21 protein-coding genes and 2 pseudogenes are annotated in these 18,064 nt (G+C 39.3%); 5 read left to right on the top strand and 18 right to left on the bottom strand.

What is annotated here, in order from left to right; translation table 11 throughout:
* Genes OO773_RS07220 through OO773_RS07210 form a run of 3 tightly spaced genes read left to right on the top strand, consistent with a single transcriptional unit; the run spans nt 1 to nt 3,252 of the window.
* On the top strand, nt 1-1,656 hold the full coding sequence (locus OO773_RS07220) for an ABC transporter ATP-binding protein (protein WP_006564094.1): 1,656 nt from the start codon (nt 1-3) through the stop codon (nt 1,654-1,656).
* 21 nt (nt 1,657-1,677) lie between these two features.
* On the top strand, nt 1,678-2,331 hold the full coding sequence (locus OO773_RS07215) for a hypothetical protein (protein WP_006564095.1): 654 nt from the start codon (nt 1,678-1,680) through the stop codon (nt 2,329-2,331).
* A 12-nt stretch (nt 2,332-2,343) separates the two neighbouring features.
* Nucleotides 2,344-3,252 (top strand): PDC sensor domain-containing protein, encoded by a 909-nt coding sequence (locus tag OO773_RS07210; protein ID WP_006564096.1) that lies wholly within the window; start codon nt 2,344-2,346, stop codon nt 3,250-3,252.
* On the opposite strand, the gene OO773_RS07205 is transcribed toward OO773_RS07210, so the two are convergent.
* The 4 genes and pseudogenes from OO773_RS07205 to tnpA form a co-directional block, all read right to left on the bottom strand.
* Nucleotides 3,236-3,991 (bottom strand): glycosyltransferase family 2 protein, encoded by a 756-nt coding sequence (locus OO773_RS07205; RefSeq protein WP_006564097.1) that lies wholly within the window; start codon nt 3,989-3,991, stop codon nt 3,236-3,238. The genes OO773_RS07210 and OO773_RS07205 overlap by 17 nt on opposite strands.
* Nucleotides 3,988-4,914: a glycosyltransferase family 4 protein gene (locus tag OO773_RS07200; protein WP_264828508.1), complete on the bottom strand. Its 927-nt coding sequence runs from the start codon at nt 4,912-4,914 to the stop codon at nt 3,988-3,990. Before OO773_RS07200 ends, OO773_RS07205 begins: the two co-directional genes overlap by 4 nt.
* An 82-nt stretch (nt 4,915-4,996) precedes the next feature.
* Nucleotides 4,997-5,203 (bottom strand): annotated as a pseudogene (locus tag OO773_RS07195) (glycosyltransferase); the annotation flags it as partial.
* A 98-nt stretch (nt 5,204-5,301) separates the two neighbouring features.
* Nucleotides 5,302-5,730: an IS200/IS605 family transposase gene (tnpA, locus tag OO773_RS07190; protein WP_034376438.1), complete on the bottom strand. Its 429-nt coding sequence runs from the start codon at nt 5,728-5,730 to the stop codon at nt 5,302-5,304.
* A 64-nt stretch (nt 5,731-5,794) separates the two neighbouring features.
* Here tnpA and OO773_RS07185 point away from each other — a divergent pair, with 64 nt between their 5' ends.
* Nucleotides 5,795-7,060: an RNA-guided endonuclease InsQ/TnpB family protein gene (locus OO773_RS07185; protein ID WP_264828506.1), complete on the top strand. Its 1,266-nt coding sequence runs from the start codon at nt 5,795-5,797 to the stop codon at nt 7,058-7,060.
* A gap of 143 nt (nt 7,061-7,203) precedes the next feature.
* On the opposite strand, the pseudogene OO773_RS07180 reads toward OO773_RS07185, so the two are convergent.
* The 6 genes and pseudogenes from OO773_RS07180 to OO773_RS07150 all read right to left on the bottom strand — a co-directional run.
* A pseudogene (locus tag OO773_RS07180) lies at nt 7,204-7,359 on the bottom strand (transposase); the annotation flags it as partial.
* A 261-nt stretch (nt 7,360-7,620) separates the two neighbouring features.
* The gene (locus OO773_RS07170) at nt 7,621-8,001 is read right to left on the bottom strand and encodes a transposase (protein ID WP_040499250.1); all 381 of its coding nucleotides are present in this window, start codon (nt 7,999-8,001) and stop codon (nt 7,621-7,623) included.
* Nucleotides 7,988-8,326, bottom strand: a complete 339-nt coding sequence (locus OO773_RS07165; RefSeq protein ID WP_231102818.1) for a recombinase family protein — start codon at nt 8,324-8,326, stop codon at nt 7,988-7,990. Before OO773_RS07165 ends, OO773_RS07170 begins: the two co-directional genes overlap by 14 nt.
* Before the next feature lie 34 nt (nt 8,327-8,360).
* Nucleotides 8,361-9,707: an FAD-dependent oxidoreductase gene (locus OO773_RS07160; RefSeq protein WP_034375107.1), complete on the bottom strand. Its 1,347-nt coding sequence runs from the start codon at nt 9,705-9,707 to the stop codon at nt 8,361-8,363.
* Between the two features lie 87 nt (nt 9,708-9,794).
* A complete protein-coding gene (locus OO773_RS07155; RefSeq protein WP_006564276.1) occupies nt 9,795-10,163 on the bottom strand; it encodes a hypothetical protein in 369 nt (122 codons plus the stop codon).
* A gap of 56 nt (nt 10,164-10,219) precedes the next feature.
* Entirely contained in the window at nt 10,220-11,482 is a 1,263-nt protein-coding gene (locus tag OO773_RS07150; protein WP_050780178.1) for a hypothetical protein, read from the bottom strand.
* Nucleotides 11,483-11,553: 71 nt separating this feature from the next.
* Here OO773_RS07150 and OO773_RS07145 point away from each other — a divergent pair, with 71 nt between their 5' ends.
* Nucleotides 11,554-11,781: a YdcH family protein gene (locus OO773_RS07145; RefSeq protein WP_034376981.1), complete on the top strand. Its 228-nt coding sequence runs from the start codon at nt 11,554-11,556 to the stop codon at nt 11,779-11,781.
* On the opposite strand, the gene OO773_RS07140 is transcribed toward OO773_RS07145, so the two are convergent.
* The 8 genes from OO773_RS07140 to OO773_RS07105 all read right to left on the bottom strand — a co-directional run bounded on the left by OO773_RS07140 (nt 11,778) and on the right by OO773_RS07105 (nt 18,056).
* The gene (locus tag OO773_RS07140) at nt 11,778-12,614 is read right to left on the bottom strand and encodes a J domain-containing protein (RefSeq protein ID WP_232087271.1); all 837 of its coding nucleotides are present in this window, start codon (nt 12,612-12,614) and stop codon (nt 11,778-11,780) included. The two genes, OO773_RS07145 and OO773_RS07140, sit on opposite strands and share 4 nt — an antisense overlap.
* Nucleotides 12,604-13,986 (bottom strand): MATE family efflux transporter, encoded by a 1,383-nt coding sequence (locus tag OO773_RS07135; protein ID WP_006564280.1) that lies wholly within the window; start codon nt 13,984-13,986, stop codon nt 12,604-12,606. The genes OO773_RS07140 and OO773_RS07135 overlap by 11 nt, the downstream gene beginning before the upstream one ends.
* A 237-nt stretch (nt 13,987-14,223) precedes the next feature.
* Nucleotides 14,224-14,613, bottom strand: coding sequence for a 30S ribosomal protein S9 (rpsI, locus tag OO773_RS07130; RefSeq protein ID WP_006564281.1), 390 nt, complete (start codon nt 14,611-14,613; stop codon nt 14,224-14,226).
* Entirely contained in the window at nt 14,614-15,039 is a 426-nt protein-coding gene (rplM, locus tag OO773_RS07125) for a 50S ribosomal protein L13 (protein WP_034376980.1), read from the bottom strand.
* A 172-nt stretch (nt 15,040-15,211) separates the two neighbouring features.
* Nucleotides 15,212-15,715 carry a hypothetical protein gene (locus tag OO773_RS07120; RefSeq protein WP_006564283.1) on the bottom strand — a complete coding sequence of 168 codons (504 nt, stop codon included), beginning with the start codon at nt 15,713-15,715 and terminating at the stop codon, nt 15,212-15,214.
* Between the two features lie 3 nt (nt 15,716-15,718).
* Complete coding sequence (locus OO773_RS07115; RefSeq protein WP_064429910.1) at nt 15,719-15,907, bottom strand: hypothetical protein; 189 nt, start codon at nt 15,905-15,907, stop codon at nt 15,719-15,721.
* A gap of 226 nt (nt 15,908-16,133) precedes the next feature.
* A complete protein-coding gene (locus OO773_RS09870) occupies nt 16,134-17,753 on the bottom strand; it encodes a methyl-accepting chemotaxis protein (RefSeq protein ID WP_073115386.1) in 1,620 nt (539 codons plus the stop codon).
* 75 nt (nt 17,754-17,828) lie between these two features.
* A complete protein-coding gene (locus tag OO773_RS07105) occupies nt 17,829-18,056 on the bottom strand; it encodes a hypothetical protein (RefSeq protein WP_050780123.1) in 228 nt (75 codons plus the stop codon).
* Nucleotides 18,057-18,064 lie beyond the last annotated feature (8 nt).

Raw genomic sequence — 18,064 nt, 5'->3', positions numbered from 1 at the left:
TTGCAAGTTTTTTTCAGGCGTTTTTATCCTTATCTTAAGGGGCATATGCGGGCTTTTGTACTTGTAGTGATTGCCTCTATTATTGTCGCTCTTAGTACAGCTTGGGGGACCTATCTAGTCAAGCCAACTTTAGATGAAATTTTTATTAAAAAAGACACCCACATGCTTTCTATCTTGCCCTTTTTAGTGATTTTGGCATATCTAGGCAAGAGCGGGGGGATTTATGTCCAAACTTATTTCACTAATTACATCGGGTTAGACATCGTAAAAAAATTGCGCGATCACATGCTTTATACCCTTTTAAGAATGGAAATATGTTTTTTTGAGCGCACTAAAAAGGGCGAGCTAATTACCCGTATCACTAATGACATCGCTTTAGTACGTGCCAGTCTCTCTAATTATTTATCTGAAAGCATGCGCGAAATGCTCACCGTTGTAGGTTTGGTAGCTGTAGTGATTTATCAAAGCCCTAAACTTGCCCTCATTGGTCTTATTATCATGCCCCTAGCGGCTTTCCCACTCAGTAGAATTATCAAAAAAGTTAAAAAGCTCAGTAAAGCCAATCAAGAAACCAATGCGCGCATGACGGCTAGATTATCAGAAATCTTTCATAGTGTGGAAGTGGTGAAAACTTCTAATGGAGAGGCCTTAGAATTGCAGGCTTTTCAAAAAGAAAACCAAACCTTTTTTGATCTGAGTTTAAAGGGCATTAAATACGCAGAAATTTCTAGCCCTCTAATGGAATTTTTAGGTTCTATTGCCATTGCTTTAGTGATTTATTTAGGTGGGCTAGAGGTGATCAAAGGGCATATTAGCGTGGGGGCTTTCTTTTCTTTTATCACCGCTCTTTTTATGCTCTATACTCCTATAAAGCGGCTGGTTAGAATTGCTTCTAATTTTCAAGAAGCTTTAGTTGCCGGTGAACGGATTTATGAAATTTTAGAAAGAGAGCCCGGGATTGTAGATGGATCGTTGGTTTTACAAGAACCCATTAGACACATCGCCTTTAAAGAAGTGTATTTGGCCTATCAAAATAACCATCAATTTGCTTTACAAGATATTAATTTAGATTTTAAACAAGATCAAATCATCGCTATTGTTGGTAAAAGCGGGAGTGGAAAAAGTTCGCTAGTCAATTTGATTTTACGCCTCTATGAACCCACTAGGGGGGAAATTACAATTAATGACATGTCCATTAGTTCTTTGCAACAAAAGAGTTTGCGCGATCAGATCGGTATTGTCAACCAAAGGGTATTTATCATTAGTGGTAGTGTGGCTGAAAATGTGGCTTATGGGCTAAGCATTAATGAGGAAAGGGTGCTAGAATGTCTTAAGCAGGCGCAGGCTTTGGATTTTCTACAAAGTTTGGGCGGAATAGGGGCTAATTTAGAGGAATTTGGGGCGAATTTAAGCGGGGGACAGCGCCAAAGAATTGCCATCGCCCGCGCGTTGTATCGCAACGCTAGCGTGCTTATCTTTGATGAGGCCACCTCAGCGCTAGATGTGCACACACAAGAGGGGATTAAAGAAACCATTTATAGTTTAAGAAAAGATCGTTTAATCATCATCATCTCGCATAATCCTGCTAGTTTAGAAATTGCCACCCATATTTATACTTTAGAGGAAGGACAACTCCAAGCTAAAACCATGTTATAATACGCTCCTCTAGGAGAGTGCATGGCGATGTGGCGGGTTATTATTGTGGGGCTTTTTTTGCTGGGCTGTAAAGATGTTGTCTTTACCCTGCCCTCTTTAAAACTCCACTACGCTGTTTCACAAATCCCTACAAAAGCTAACTTAGGTCCGCTTGTCTTAGGTTATCCAGCAGTGGTATTTAAGCATCACTTTGTACCCAAATACGATCAAAAGAAATATATCCTTGCCTTACAAAAAGGTGTGGGTGCTTTATTGGAGGCTAAGGGTTATCAGGTGAGCCTAGCCAATACAGCCACAGGTGCTAAACTGAGTGGTACTATATCCTTAGGCTTTAATAATGTGCCCAGAAATCTTAAAGCAATTCAGGCCGTACTTAAAGAAACACATAATGATTATTTAGACCCCACACAAGTTTTACACATGTTAATGGCTACAAGTGATCTAAAACTACAAATTTGTAATAGCACAACTCCTTCATGTGTGATCCAAATTTATACTAAAATCCAAGAACCCGTTTTACAATTTAATGCGATAGATAGCGATCCTAATGAGAGGGGCGATTCTAATCAAAATTACAACAATGCCCTAACGCAAGCTCTTAATAAATTATATGCCAAAACCATGCAGACAATGGAAAGTACCTTTAAAGGTCCCAAGACTTTTATGATCCAATGATACGAGGAAACTATGTTGTCTAAAGATGTTACCGAGTATGCAAAAGTCAGAAGCGAGTTATATGCCTATGTTTCTTATCTATTCACCCAAAATATCAAAAACTACCTCAAAGAACCCACCTTAACATATATCCAGCTTTCTATGGAACGCATCAAGCAAGAAGTGCGCATTAAGGAGGATATTTTTATTTTAGATAAAAATGGGAATTTGATTGATAGAGAGGGCAATATCAAAAGCAGTTTTGCGCAAAATTCTTTAGAAAGAGGGTATTTTTACGAGGCAGTTACTGAGCGTCGCTGTATTCTGACTAATCCCTATCCCACCCGTAGTAACCGCGGATTAGTCGTTACAGCGGCCTATCCTATTTATAACGATCAAGAAGAGCTCTTTTATGTTGTGTGTATGCATATTCCAATTAAAATAGCCATTGCGCTAAGCTCTTCTTCTAGACACTATGGCGTCTTTGCTGAAGGTAGTGTGGTGATGTATTTTGGTATTTCTATCACCCTAGCCCTTGTTGCGCTGTTGCTTTTTATCAAAAGTCTTTCTAGTTTATACATGGCCTTTATCCACTTTAGCCACTTTGACATCAAGGAAGTTTTCCACCCGATTGTACTTCTCACTCTAGCCTTAGCTACAGTAGACTTGGTCAAGGCCATTTTTGAGGAAGAAGTATTAGGCAAAAACAGCGGGGATAACCACCATGCAATCCACCGTACCATGATTCGCTTTCTTGGATCAATTATCATCGCCTTAGCCATTGAGGCTTTAATGTTAGTCTTTAAATTTAGTATCAGCTCGCCGGATAAAATCGTCTATGCTGTGTATCTTACTGGAGGGGTAGCAGCTTTGCTCATTAGCCTAGCTATTTATGTCAGATTTTCTTATAGCGCAGCTAAGGATTCTAATTCCAGACGCTGAGTTTTGCCCGCAACAAACCCTTAATCTTATAGGGGTATCTTAAAAGCATAGTGAGTAAGTTAGCCTTGATCCCATTCTCTCTACAGGCGCGCAAATTTTCCTTGTTGGCTAGCCATAAACTTTTAAGCCCTTGCGTACTCACCCCTCCTACCCCCATTTTAATAAGCACCTCAGGCAGATAAGCCCAGCTAACCCCTCCCTTAAGCAAGGTACGCACTAAAAACTCATAATCAGCGGCTATTTTATAATCTATCTTATATCCTCCAAAACGCGCATATACCTCTTTTCGTACAAAAAGTGTAGGGTGTGCAGGCACGCGCCCATAAAAAAAGAGTTTAGGATCAAAATTTCCACTTTGATAATAGCGCACGATCTTAGCATCCCTTACATACACCAAATCCCCATAAACCATTTGTGCTTGTGGGTTATCTTTAAAGACTTGCGCTATTTTTTCTAAAACTTTAGAGTGAGCGTATACATCATCGCTATTAAGTATTCCAATGATTTCTCCTTTAGCTAAAGCAATGCCCTTATTCATCGCATCATAAAGCCCTAGATCGGGCTTGCTATGTACTAGAAGATGTGGATAGGCCTTTAAAAGCTCTAGCGTTCCATCTACACTCCCCCCGTCTATAATTAAATGCTCATAGGGTGTTTGGCTTTGCTCTAAAACAGATTGAATCGTGTGTTTCAAAGTTTTCACCCTATTTAAAACTGGTGTAATTAAGCTGATTTTCATAAATACGCCTCTATTTGTGCTTTATTTTTATCCTCTAAACTCCACAACCGCGCCCCTTCTAGCAAAGTAGAATAATACACGCCCAAATTCTTTAAAAGCTCTTGTAACCTCACGCTATCTTTTGGACAAAATAAAAATCCATTGACCCCCTCTTGAACTAAAGAGCGCGCCCCCACAGCTGTACTCACCAAAACTGGTAAACCCGAAGATAGCGCCTCCTCCACCACCAAACCCCAAGTTTCTTTAAGGCTTGGCAAAATTAACACATCGTGCGCACAAAGAATTGTATTTAAATGTGCATTCTCTATAGCCCCTAAAAATGTAACATTAGAGCTTGCCATGTTTTTAAGTTTTTCCTCTAACTCCCCTGTTCCCACCACGCTTAAAGACAACTCCGGCAAATGTGCAAAAACTAAGAGAAGAAATTCTAAATTTTTAACAGCACTCAAACGCGCTATGCAGATAAATTTTTGGGCATAGGGGCGTTTTTCCCGGCGCTTTTTTGCAGGATGGATTATTCCTACCCCATGTGTGATTTTGATCTCTGCTTTAAAGTGCAAGGCTTTTAAAAGATTAGCATGTAATTTTGAGCAAACAAAGCCTTTAGAGATACGGCTTAAAAAAAGCCGTTTGATGCAAGCTTTAACACCATTTGTTTTACTCTCTAAAATACTTGACTCCACCACCACCGCATTAGCTTTTTGTGGACTAAAAAACGCTGCTATCCAAAATTCCAAACAATCCCAACCCCCAAGCAAAAGACAACGATAAGATTTTTTTCTTAAGAGTTGTATCAATTTGGTAGCATTACGCCACAAAGGTCTTTGTTGCAAACAACCCTCAAAGAGCATACTATAGCCAAACTCAAGCCCCTCCAGTCCTGAAAAATCCCGCGCGCGTACCTCTTGAGTATCCTTAGCCAAAAACACCACAAAAATTTTTAAGCAGCTTTGCTCATTAGCCTAGCTATTTATGTCAGATTTTCTTATAGCGCAGCTAAGGATTCTAATTCCAGACGCTGAGTTTTGCCCGCAACAAACCCTTAATCTTATAGGGGTATCTTAAAAGCATAGTGAGTAAGTTAGCCTTGATCCCATTCTCTCTACAGGCGCGCAAATTTTCCTTGTTGGCTAGCCATAAACTTTTAAGCCCTTGCGTACTCACCCCTCCTACCCCCATTTTAATAAGCACCTCAGGCAGATAAGCCCAGCTAACCGGGGCTATTTTATGCCGTTTTTTGATTAGCGCATACTCTTTAAGACTCTCCGGCAGAAATCCCACTCGTCTTTAGCGGGTGGGATGAATGCCCCCTACCCTTGATTTTCTATGTATCTTTTGATGGTTTCTGGGTTAGCTTCTCCTATGGAACAGGCAAAAAATCCATCTGTCCAAAATTTTTGTTCTTTCCAAAAATGCTTGCGTAAGAACGGGATAAATCTTGGTTCTCTCCAAACTCTATAAGTAGTCATCTGCTTGATCCGCAAGATAATGGAACTGATAGACACCCTAGGGATATACTGAATCATCAGGTGTAGATGATCTTTATCTGTCTCCATTGCTATGATGATAAAATCTGAACTTTCCTCTATCTCTTCAAGCACAGACTTTATAAAAATAGCCACATCTCCTACGAGCAACTTTTTTCTGTATTTACACACTAAAATCAAATGGGCTTTTAGATTATGTTTGCTCCTGTTTGTGGACAAATAGCCTTTGAGTTTGTAATGGTTTTCTTTCATAGCTCTACCTCAAAAATATTTTATAAAATTATGTTATAATGATGTAAAGTTAAGGCGTAAGAAATTGCTTAAAGCAATAAAGTTTAGAATTTATCCCACCATAGAGCAAAAAACCTTGATACACAAGCACTTTGGCTGTGCTAGGGTGGTCTATAACTACTTTTTAGCATACCGCCAAAAGCAATACGCACAAGGCATTAGAGAAAATTACTTTAGCATGCAAAAGGCGCTCACTACTCTCAAAAAACAAGAGGCTTACGCTTACCTAAGTGAATGCAACTCTCAAAGCTTGCAAATGGCACTAAGACAGCTGACAACAGCCTTTGATAGGTTTTTCTCTAAGCTGGCAGATTATCCTAGATTCAAATCTAAAAAGCATTCTAAGCAGTCTTTCTGTGTCCCGCAACACTTAGAGATGGATTTAGGCAACAACCAAGTCAAGCTACCCAAATTCAAAGAAGCTATTAAAGCCAAGTTTCATAGGCATTTGCCTACAAACTCTATCGTCAAACAGGGGTTTATCTCTTGTGTAGCAGATAAATACTATCTCTCTATAAGCTATGAGGATAATGAGCCTGAACCTAAACCCACAACTATCAGAAAAGCTGTGGGTTTAGATATGGGTTTAGAGTCTTTAGTCATCGCCAGCAATGGCGTGTTCTACCCATATAAAAAGTTTTTCCAGAATCTACAAACCAAACTCACTAAAGCGCAAATGAGATTGTCTAAGAAACTAAAAGGTTCTAATAATAGAAAAAAACAAGCTAAGAAAGTGGCACAAATCCACGCTTCTATCAGGAATAGCAGAGAGGACTACCTACATAAAATCAGTAATGAGATAACCAATCAATACGATTTGATAGCAGTAGAAACCTTGAAAGTTAGGAATTTGGTCAAAAACCACAAACTAGCTAAGAGCATTACCAATGCCAGCTGGTCTAGGCTCATTAGTCTATTAGAATATAAGGCTGGTTGGAAGGGTAAAACCCTTATCAAAATTGACCAATACTTCCCTAGCTCTCAAATCTGCTCGACCTGTGGGAGCAACACAGGTAAAAAGCCACTGCCTATTAGAAATTTTATCTGCCCTTGTTGTCAAACATACCACCACAGAGACCTAAACGCTAGCATCAATATCAGAAACTATGCTTTGGGAATGCTAGATGAGCGACACGCTATCAAGGTAGATAAAACTAGGGTAGGGATTACCCGAAGTTACGCTTGTGGAGATTCCGCTAACGGGGCTGTAACCAAGTATGGCTACATACTGGATACTGCTAGTTATGGATCGTTGAAGCAAGAAGCCCACCCGTCTTTAGCGGGTGGGTGATTCACAAATTTCTAACTCTTTGTGGCTACCTAGCCTGTAGCACCACTGCGCCATAATATTTTCTTTTGCCAAAAAGGGGGAAGGTGTGATAGGAGCGCAGGAGGTGTTCATAATCCATACTAGAGATCAAATTTTCATCAAAGAACTCTATAAGTAGTCATCTGCTTGATCCGCAAGATAATGGAACTGATAGACACCCTAGGGATATACTGAATCATCAGGTGTAGATGATCTTTATCTGTCTCCATTGCTATGATGATAAAATCTGAACTTTCCTCTATCTCTTCAAGCACAGACTTTTTTACTTATCCACTTACGGTGGCGTTAATTTTTAGTAGCGAGTTTAATATGCAAGAGCTCTAGATTTTATAACACTAGCTATTGTGGCACTTGTGGCGCTCTTGTGGGTGTGGACTCTTTGGTGCAAAACTCTAAATCTTTCTCTAGCCTTTCAGTATAGATCAACAACTCTTTTAGATAGTCTATAAAGTGCAAACTCTTAGGCGGCCTCTCTGGCTTAATGATATTGCACTTAGTGGGGATATAAACCTTTTGGTAGACTAGATTTGTTGGTTTATAAAAACACCGATAGAAACGCCCTTTTTAGGCTTAAACTTAGGGATTTTAGGTTTAGAAAAGAATTTAGAAGGTTTAGCCTTGTAGGCTTTGATCGCTTTTAAGTAAGATTTCCAGTTCTTAGATAAAAGCATAATAACCTGCTGGGCACTCTGGGCTGGCATTGCTCTATAATCTCTCTGGTTTTCTTTAACAAAGCGATTAATAAGATCATAAGGGGTAGGGAGCTTAAATCCTGCTAAGTAATGCTCTCTTAGAATAAAATTAGCATAGTTGTAGAGATTTTTAGACAGATGACAGAAATTCTTAATACTAGCAAAGCAAGGGTGCTTGGGCTTGATAATGTGGCGTTCAGTTAAAATCATCTGTTTCACCATTAAGTGCATTAATGAGATCAGGATTAGCCTTACTCTCTATCAAGAGTTTCTTAGCAATCCTTCGTTTAGAATACATTTTCATAGAAAAAGAATGGATTGTTTGCATGATGTCCTCAAAGAGTTCTTGTTCTAAGCTTTTAGACTTGCATTGATTAATGATGATAATCTGAGTTCCATAACTCGTGAATAGCTTTTCTACCAATTCATAGCTTAGTCTAGCTAGTCTGTCTTTATAAGAAACATAAACCGCCTTGATTTTATAATCCATCACATCAGAAAGAAGTTGCATAAAACCGGGTCGATCTAAGGTCATGCCACTTTTAATATCAGAGTAGATTTTATATTGCCTAAAACATATTAGCGCTTTCTAGCATGGATGGGTGGGTGTAGATCATATCCTTAAGAATAGAAAAACTTAGATTTTGATTAATGGCTAGACTAAAAAGGTTAATATACTCATAAGAAAGCGGGCAGTGCAAACTAGCCCCTAAAACCCGCCCCCTAGGGCTGTCCTCAACTAGTACTTGTAAAAGCCCTGATGTGTCTTCTAAGATTCTAGCCCCGGGGATACTAGCTGTTTGGAGGGTTTTAACCAGCACCGGTTTATCTTGCACATCACGCGCGCGCAAACCCACATGGCTATAAGGAGTTTCTATATAAAGGACTTCGGGTAAGACATTGCGGTTTAAAGTGGTGCGTTTTTTCTCTCCATAGAGATGATCAAAGACGATACGATAATCATCTAAGCTTACATAAGTGGTAAACATTTCCCCGCCTTTGACATCACCGATTGCATAAATATTGCCCTCACTATCTGCATTGGCCACTAAAAAGCTATTTGTTAAGATTTCTTGGTGCGCGCCTAACTTGATACCAGCCTTTTCTAGGTGTAAATCAATGGTATTTGGTTTGCGGCCTGTGGCTAGTAAAATCGCATCGGCTTCTAGGTTACGCTCTTGTTTATTTGAGTCACTATAACAGACGCGGTGGCCTTTAATCTCTTTAACATCTGCGCCTAAAATAATCTCTATTCCTTGTTGTGTGAGAGTTTTATAAATACTTTCTTGAAATACCTGATCTTCTTTGGGTAAAAAGACATCTCCTCGCGCTAATACACTCACCCGCGTAGCTGTTTTATGGGCATGGTGTCCAAATGAGCTAAACATGCTAGCAAATTCTAAACCGATATAACCCCCACCTACCACCACTAAATGAGCGGGTAAAGTGCTTAATTGCATTAAAGAAGTGCTGTCATAGACATTATTAGATTTAATAGAAATAGGGGGGTTAAGAGGGATAGAGCCGGTATCAATGACAATATAGGCCGCGCTAATTTCTTGACAACTATCATCATAATAGACCATGAGAGTATGGTTGTCTTTAAACCCTGCATGCCCATCTATAAGATGAACTCGTGCTTCTATCAAGGCTTCATAATTTCTTTGGCGCAAAATAGCCACCATTTTATTTTTAGCCTCAATGCTTTCTTTATAACCATTAGCCCCTTTTTTATGTGTGGCCATGTGCAATAAGGCTTTAGAAGGGATACAGCCAGTGTTAATACAAGTCCCCCCATACATCTCTTTAGACTCTTCTATGAGAGCAACCCGTTTACCCAGTTTAGAGGCAGCAATTGCTAAAGTTTTGCCCCCCTTTCCAAACCCTATCACAACTAAATCATAATCAAACGCCATAACTACCTCTTTGTTTTTCACAATGCTAGCACTTTTTAAAAACTCCTAGTTTAACGCTAGCCACCTGTGCTGTATTATTAAAGATGTTTAAATTGTAACATCAAGGACATGTGAATCCACCAGTTGTTCTAGTTCCTCTGTATTTTCCACCGCGCGTTTAAGTGCATCATCACTGTAATAATGGCCGTGATAGTTGTGCGTTTTATCCTCACGCGTATCCGGTTTTGAATCTGAAGATTCTTGATTTTGATTCTGTGGGTAGCGTTGCTCCTCTTTATCTTCATGCACGGCTTTATTTTCCTCTAAAGCGCGGGTTGCTTGGACTACTTGTAAGCGCTCTAAAAATTCTTGGTGATTGACTTCAGAAAGTTTAGGGAGGGCATTTTGATTCACAATAGAACTATAGGGGGTATTTTGATTGACATAAGTTACATTACCTACCATGGAGACTGCCATAGAGTACTCCTTTAATAAAATTTAGGCTTAAAGCCTAATAAAGTATATCGGCTTACTTAGCGGTGGATTTTGCGTAAAACATAATTGAGTAAGTCATAACTATCTAAAGCCACCGTGAAATAGACTTGGTAGGAGGATTGTGTGGTGTGGTAATTACTCATAGTGTTATAGACAAATTGGGTACGGATAGTGGCAAAGGAACTTCTAAATTCGTAGTAAATATCCAGACGATTGTAAAGCGGAGCTTGGAAGAAAGGCACGCCGCGATAAATCGGTGTGGGGCAGTAATTGCTAGAGCTAGAACAAATCTTATCAATGTAAATATCATTGTATTCTTTATAGTGAAAATCCTCGCCCTGCCTACTGGCAAAAAACATGTCATAAATCCCAAAGCCCTTATATTGCATATGCGTATCCATAAACAAACCCGTACCCACCTTAAAGGGCACACTAAGGCCAATTCTGCGCAATCTCTCTAAATTCCCCAACACCCCTATAGAAAAATCTAATTTTTCCATGAAGGGTGCGGCGTTGATTAAATTAGTTTTGGCATAGGCTTGGTAATAGAGGCGATCTAATAAATAAACCGATCCAGTAGAGATACTACCGGAGGTATTAGGCCAATTAAGCAAATATTGATCTTCTACATGGAAATACTCCGCATTGCCCCCAAATATTAAAAACCCTTTGAGAGTAGAGAGCTCGGTATAGCCCATGAAACTAAAGCGATCCATGCCATTACCCAAATTGTTATGCCCAAACTTACAGATATAACAATTCCCCCCAAACCAATCTAGCATAAACTCTCCTTCTAAGGAGGTGGATTTATAAGGGTCTTTAATGGGTTTGTATTGGACTAAAAATCCTCTAGCATTCGGATCAATAAACCAGTAGTAGGGCGCAAACACATTGAGTGGATAATGGCCATTAAGGTATTTTCTGGGAAAAATCCCCCCAAAAAAATTAAAGGCGCGTCCTTTAGCTTGGTAATAAAGCGTGGGGCCCCATTTGGAGGGGAAATTTAGTTTGTAATTGTGGATATTTTGGAAAAAAAACGCCCCCACCATTATTTTTTGTTCTACATTTTTGGTATTAAACGCAAACCCAATTTCAGGGGTTAAACGGGTGTTAAGGGTGGTGTTAGTGTTAGGCCAATAAGTTGTAGAACCTTCATGGTCCATGATGAATAGGTTAAACCCTAAATTATAGCGCATATGCTCGCTAAAATGCATGCCATAGAGTTTAGGGATAGAGAGCAAAATACAGATCAAAAAAAGGCAAATTTTATTTGTAGGCGATTTTAAAAGAGCAAACAACATGGGTTATCCTTTAAGCCGACAAGAAAGCCTAATTATACTATAATAGGTAGATTTTATCAGAAAGGATTTGCATGTTCCATGAATACAGAGACGAGATTAAAGAGTTGAGCAATAAAAACCCTCACTTTCATAAGATTTTTGAGGAACATAACGCTTTAGATGATGAAATCGCGACTTTAGAGGCTAGCGGTACAGATGATCTAAAAATCGCAACTCTAAAGAAGAAAAAACTCTATCTTAAAGATGAGATTTATCGCATGATTCAAGAACATAAAGATGCGCACGCACCCAACCACTAAAGGTGTTTAAGGATTTTATAAGCTTCCATAACCTCTAAAAACCGCTGTTTGTAAATGCTTTTGCGCTTGGAGGTGTTGGGGGCGGTATCTGGGTGGTAAAGTTTAGCCAGTTCTAAATAGCGGTGTTTGATTTCCTCTTTAGAATGCATCACCCCTAACCCTAGCGTACGCAAAGCTTTTAAAATCAATTCTTCTTGTTTGGTTAAATGTAAAGTTTGGGTGGGGTAAATAAACTGGATATAGGCGTGTTTAAAATGGGGGTTTTTAAGATTCATCAGGATTTGTAAGGCGTCTAAATGGGCATGGGTTTCGTGTAAAAAGTCCTTTCTATTTCTCTTGTCTGAAAAAGGTGTTTCCAGCAAAATATGAGCCGGAAAGGTGGCGTGTAAAAATTCTCTAGCTAGATAATTTGTGTAGTAAAAAACCAATCTAGAATGCATATACACCACATGGATTTCTACTTTATGTACCAATGCTAGGTGGGGATTGTAGATTTTTTCTAACTCATGGTTTTCTTTAAACACAATGGGTAAATGGGCGTGATCTAGGATTTTTTGCAATAAGATTTTAAACATGTCCGGGTGGTTAAAGGGGTGCAGGGCGTATTTAGCATAAAAAAGGCGGTTTAATAAATAGGTTTTTTTAATGCTCTCTTGTTCAAGCAAAATTAAAGTACGCTTAAAACGCACATGCTCGGGGAAATGTTTTTCAATATAAAGGCTGGTTTTGGCATACAAGCAAGGGTCTAAACACACCTCAATAAATTGCCCAGAGTGAGATTTTTTAGAAGAATCAGCCAAACAAAACGGAGGTGCTTTGGTTTTAATCTGCATGCTTTACTATAGCACCTTTTTTATAAGGTTCTATAAAGCTAAATGTACCTCTTTTAATCTCATAATAAATCACCCATACCGCCACCATAAGCGCTAAAAACTGCGAGAGTGGGTAGGCGATCCAAATGCCTTGCAGGCCATAAAAATGGCTTAAAATGGGGAGTAAGATCGCGATAAACACGATGGTTTCACACAGAGTAATTAAAAAAGAGCTTTTGGTGCGCTGGATAGATTGGAAAAAGACCGCACAAAATAAGTTGATGCCTAAAAAAATATGCCCAAAATAGTAAATATCCATCGCATGCTTGGTGTCTTTGAGAAAGCTAAGGTCTGTAAGTTGTTTTTTATCCACATAGAGTTTAAGTAAATACGGATCAAAGAAGTAAAACAAAATATACAACCCCACGCCCACGCAAAAAGCCACTTTCAAGCCAAAAATAAAGGCCATACGGACGCGATCTAAGCGCCTAGCGCCATAACTAAAACTAGCAATAGGCTGGATACCCTGCCCGATAGAAAGTAAAGTTGTCCAAAAGACAATCCCGTTATACATGATAATGGCATAAATAGAAACCCCGCGCTCGCCTACTGTGTGCATGATAGTTTGGTTAAACATGAGCATGACAACAGCCGCGCTAAGTTCAGAAATGCTTTGGGGTAGACCGCTTTTGGCTGAGGAGATCACGCTAGCCAAATTAAAACGAGCCACAAAATAAAGTTGGCCTTTTTTAAGCAGAAAGTGAGAAAGCAACACCGCAAAACCCACCGCATGCCCTACTACTGTGGCAATGGCGCTACCTTCAATCCCTATTTCAAAGACATAGAGTAATAAATAATTAAAGATTACATTCGTCAAAGAGCCAATGAGCATAGCCACCATTGCTAAAATAGGGCGTTTATCATTGACTACAAAAACATCAGCTAGGGGGTGTAAAACTAAAAAGAAAGCGCCCATGAAAACCACTTTGGCATAACTAGAAGCCATAGGCAAGATCACATCGCTACTACCTAGCATTTTAACGATAGCTTCACTGAAGGGTACTAAAGCTAAGCTAATACAAGTAATGCTAATGGCTACAAAATAAAAAACAGAGCTAAAAACAAGCCGCGCGCGCTTGGCGTGATCTTTGCCTAAAAAGTAAGAAGCAATAGAGGCAGCCCCTAATCCAAAGAGCAATTCAAAGGCAATAAAAGTAGGGAAAATAGGCCAGCACACCCCAATAGCTGCTAAAGCTTGCTTGCCTAATTTATTGCCCACAAACATGCCATCAATCATAGAATAGGTAGAAAGCGAGATCATAGAAAAGGCAAGGGGGATAAAATAATAAAAAAAGAGTCTAGGAATGGGGGTGGTTTTTAGATCAATGGCCATGTCCTGCTCCTACAAACCTATAAAATTCTATAAATCTATAGGCTAAAAGCATGGGATTTTTGTTGGTTTCTTAGTTTCTAGTTAGTTATTAACTGACTTGTTTTTAAATCAGTTAATAAAGCCGCCATGTCTAGGCCAATTTGGCTAAGAGCCCTGATGAAGTGTTTAACTAGATTTAAACTAGTGTTATAGTCTGAATCAAGAAAACCACAATGGGAGTACACCCCCCTAAAATCTCTATCGTTTGGAGAATTGTGGGCTGCGTCTTGCCTTGCGTTTCCCATATTTTTTCCGCTCAACCACACGAGAATCCCTTGTTAATAAACCCTTAGGTTTTAAAATCGCCCTAAAAGCGCTATCATAGCTATCTAGTGCTTTAGAAATGCCATGCCTAAGTGCTTCTGCCTGTGCACTATACCCGCCCCCAAAAACCACTGCCTTAATGTTAACAAGGTCTTTTTGTTGGGTCAGAACTAAAGGTTGCATCACTTTCATTTTGATAGATTCATGCCCGCCTAGCCAAGTGTCTAAATCCATGCCATTAATATCAAGCTCGCCTTTGCCATGCCAGAGCCAAACTTTAGCAATGGCGCTTTTTCTTTTCCCTGTGGCATAAAATTTTGTCATCTAGTTATCCTTTTGGCCAACTTGGGCAGTGTGGGGGTGTTTTTCATCTTTATAAACCTTTAATTTTTTAAGCATCGCGCGCCCTAGCTTAGTTTTAGGCAACATGCCACGCACGGCTAGGAAAAAGAGTTTTTCCGGTGCTTTTTCTAACATTTCCTCTAGCGTTTTGCTCTTGGTGCTCCCAAAATAACCCGAATGGGTGAAATATTGCTTATCGCGTAGTTTATTAAGCCCGGAGAATTTCACATGGGAGGCATTAATCACCACCACAAAATCCCCACAATCTACATGGGGGGTATAAAAGGGGCGATGCTTGCCTCTTAAAAGGGTTGCAACCTGTGTAATCAGGCGTCCAAAAATTTGATTTTTAGCATCAAGCACAACCCATGCGCGCTTGATCTCAGTTGGTTTAACAGACTTTGTCATCTCTTTCCTTTCAGTCAAGAAGCGTTATTCTAATCTTTAAAACTGAAGTTATGCTGAATTTAAGATATTTTTAATAATTCTAATAAGATAATGTATGGGAGTTTTAAAACCCCCAATCCTTAGCCCCCACCTGTTTAACTTCACCTAATTGGTTTTGAGTGTGGGGAGTGTGTTATAAATGTTTATTAGCAAAAATGCGTGTTTGGTAGGTTAAAAAACGCTGACTCTCTGCATCTAAACTATAGCGCTTATCATAGGCATTTTGTACCGCAACTTTTAAAATATCTCTTTGATCTTGATAGTCCTCCTCCTCCCACATGTCTAAAACCACATGGTAGAGCTGGATATTTTGTACTAAGAGTTCAAATACCCGTCCTCTATCTTTCAAATAAAGATGTTCATCGGAAGCATATTCCATTAAATTAATACAAATCCGATCAAAAACACGGCAAACTAAACACGGATTGATGGTTTTTTCTAAATAGTGCTTAGCCCTTTCTAACTGTGCTTGCAAATTAAAGCGATCGGAAAAAAGCAACACCGATAAGATCAAAATATCCACATTTAACCGTTTGCCTAAAGACCTTGTTTGCCATTTGATGATCCATTTTTTGATCTTAGACATCTGTGTGGGATAAAATTGGCTCGTACTTTCTAACACTTTCTCCATTTTAATCCTTTAAAATTTCTTTTTATTCATATCCTCTAAGATATTTGTAGCGATGCGCTCAATATCTTGGCTAATGCCCAAACACCCTTGAGAAATGTCTAAATTATGGGCTAAATTCGCATCAAATTCTCCCATAGCCTTATTAATATCTAATACAGCTGAAGCTTGGCTTTTAAAACTCTCCGGCAGAAATCCCACTCGTCTTTAGCGGGTGGGATGAATGCCACTAATTTGTGGTATAATGTCCCCATACATTCGTATCTACGGCAGGAAGTGTCGGAAGTTACGCCTTTGGAGATATGATGTGTGAGACCTGTAGGGAATGCGTTGGAGCTCAAACTCTGTAAAATCCCTACTATAGGGACACAGAGTGAGAACCAAACTCTCCCTACGGGCAACATCAGCCTAGGAAGCCCAAATGTCTTTAGCATTTGGGCACTTCACTAGCTGCTGAGTTATCCGCAATGCTTTGTAATAAAACATTAATGCTAGATTCAATTTCACTTAAAGACTTTTGCGTGCGCTCAGCTAGTTTTCTCACCTCATCAGCCACCACCGCAAACCCGCGTCCATGTTCACCCGCGCGCGCTGCTTCAATAGCCGCATTAAGGGCTAATAAATTGGTTTGATCGGCAATATCTCTAATGATCTCTACAATGCCTTTAATATCTTGGCTTTGGGCGATCATCTCATCGCTCTTAGTGCTCACATCGTTGATATGCTGGGTGATGCCTTCAATGTTTTGTGTGGTTATTTTGATCCCCTCAGATTGTTTAGTAGAGCTTGAAGAGAGTTTTTCCATGCTAGCCTTTAAATCAATGGCTTTTGCGTTAAGTGTATTTGCAAAAGATAAAGAAGTGCTAAGCATTTCACTAACCTCTGTACCTAACTGGTTAACAGAAACTTCAATCTCTCCTTTAGCATTTTCTACTCTTGCGGTAAAATCTAAGTCTTGATAGGCATGCACCACAGCTAAGATTTTATTTAAATCCGAGCCGATTTTTTTCTCTAAATCACTCACCATAGAATGGGTAACACGGATAAGCTCAGAGAGTTTAGGGGTTTTAGCATTGGCATGGCTTTCATTAAAGACAATGATTCCTTTTTGTACATCAGAGGCCAAGCGGGTGGCTTCTACCACCGCGTCATTATCATCATGGAAAGTTTGCTGGATATTGGCCACATTAGAATTAATGGAGTCTAACATCCAACCAATTTCATCTTTTTGGGTGGAGTGATAAATCTCAAGCTTGACATTTTCCTCGTGGTTTAAAAGCCTAAAGAAACTATCCAAAGTTGCCACAACTCTTGAAATCCGCCAAACAATTTGGTTTTTAATGTAAAAAACCATGATAGTAACGGCGATTAAAAGAGCCACTAGACAAATTAAAATAGCTGCTAACTGCGCCTTATGCACGACGTGGTACACATCTTTTCTTAAGACAGCTGATCCAATGACCCAATTGACAGGTTCTGTTAAGTTGCTATAAGGGTTTACATCATAAAGGGCTAAAATGATATCGCCATGCAAGACATCAGAATAAAAGCTAGTGGTCATGCTATCCCCCGGTTGGGCGTTTTTTCTAAAATCAAGTACCGATTTAGCCTCAGCTGCTTGCATGACATCTGTAAAAACCTTGCCTTGCAAAGTGTGGTCTCTATTGATTGCAAAAATACGATCCCTAGAGCCTATCACAAAGCCATTTTCTTTTGAATGCGTGGGGAAGTAGTGATCTTGAATGTAATCAAAACTTACAAAAACCCCCACAATGGCTTTTAAATTGCGTGCTTGATCTAAAATAGGGGCGGCGATGATAAAACCAAAATAAGTTGTTTTGTCTGCAAATTTCATAAACTCTGTATGGGTACGGCTAAATCCACGGATTTTAATCACTCGAGCAACAACATCTGATGTCCAAATAGATTTTGTATTATTAGAAAGCACGATCCGGCCATCTGGTAATTGAGTTGCCTCGTAGCTAGCGGTGGGTTTGTTATCTTGTAAAAAAAGTAAAAAACTTCCTTTGAAAAATTCGCTACTCATGCAAAGTTTGCTGATGTTGTCTTGAAACTCGGCATGACTGGCATTTTTTAATAAGACATAACCACCGCCTGAAAACTAGTTCACATAGTCAATCAAAGTTTGGCTTGCATTTTTAAGCTCGAGTGTAATTTTAGTTGCTTGGCTACTAGCCAAGATTTTAACCCTCTCATTGGCACTATTAACTAGTACAGAAGTGATTTTTGTAGTATAATAAGTCCCTAAAAAGAGAAAGGATAAAACCAAGATTACAGAAATCACGAAGGCTACTTTAGTGCCTAACTTAAGATTTTTGAAAAAAGGCATGGAACTCT

The organism is Helicobacter suis HS1 (assembly GCF_026000295.1).
Lineage (GTDB): Bacteria > Campylobacterota > Campylobacteria > Campylobacterales > Helicobacteraceae > Helicobacter > Helicobacter suis.
This window is presented reverse-complemented; position numbering and strand designations above follow the sequence as displayed.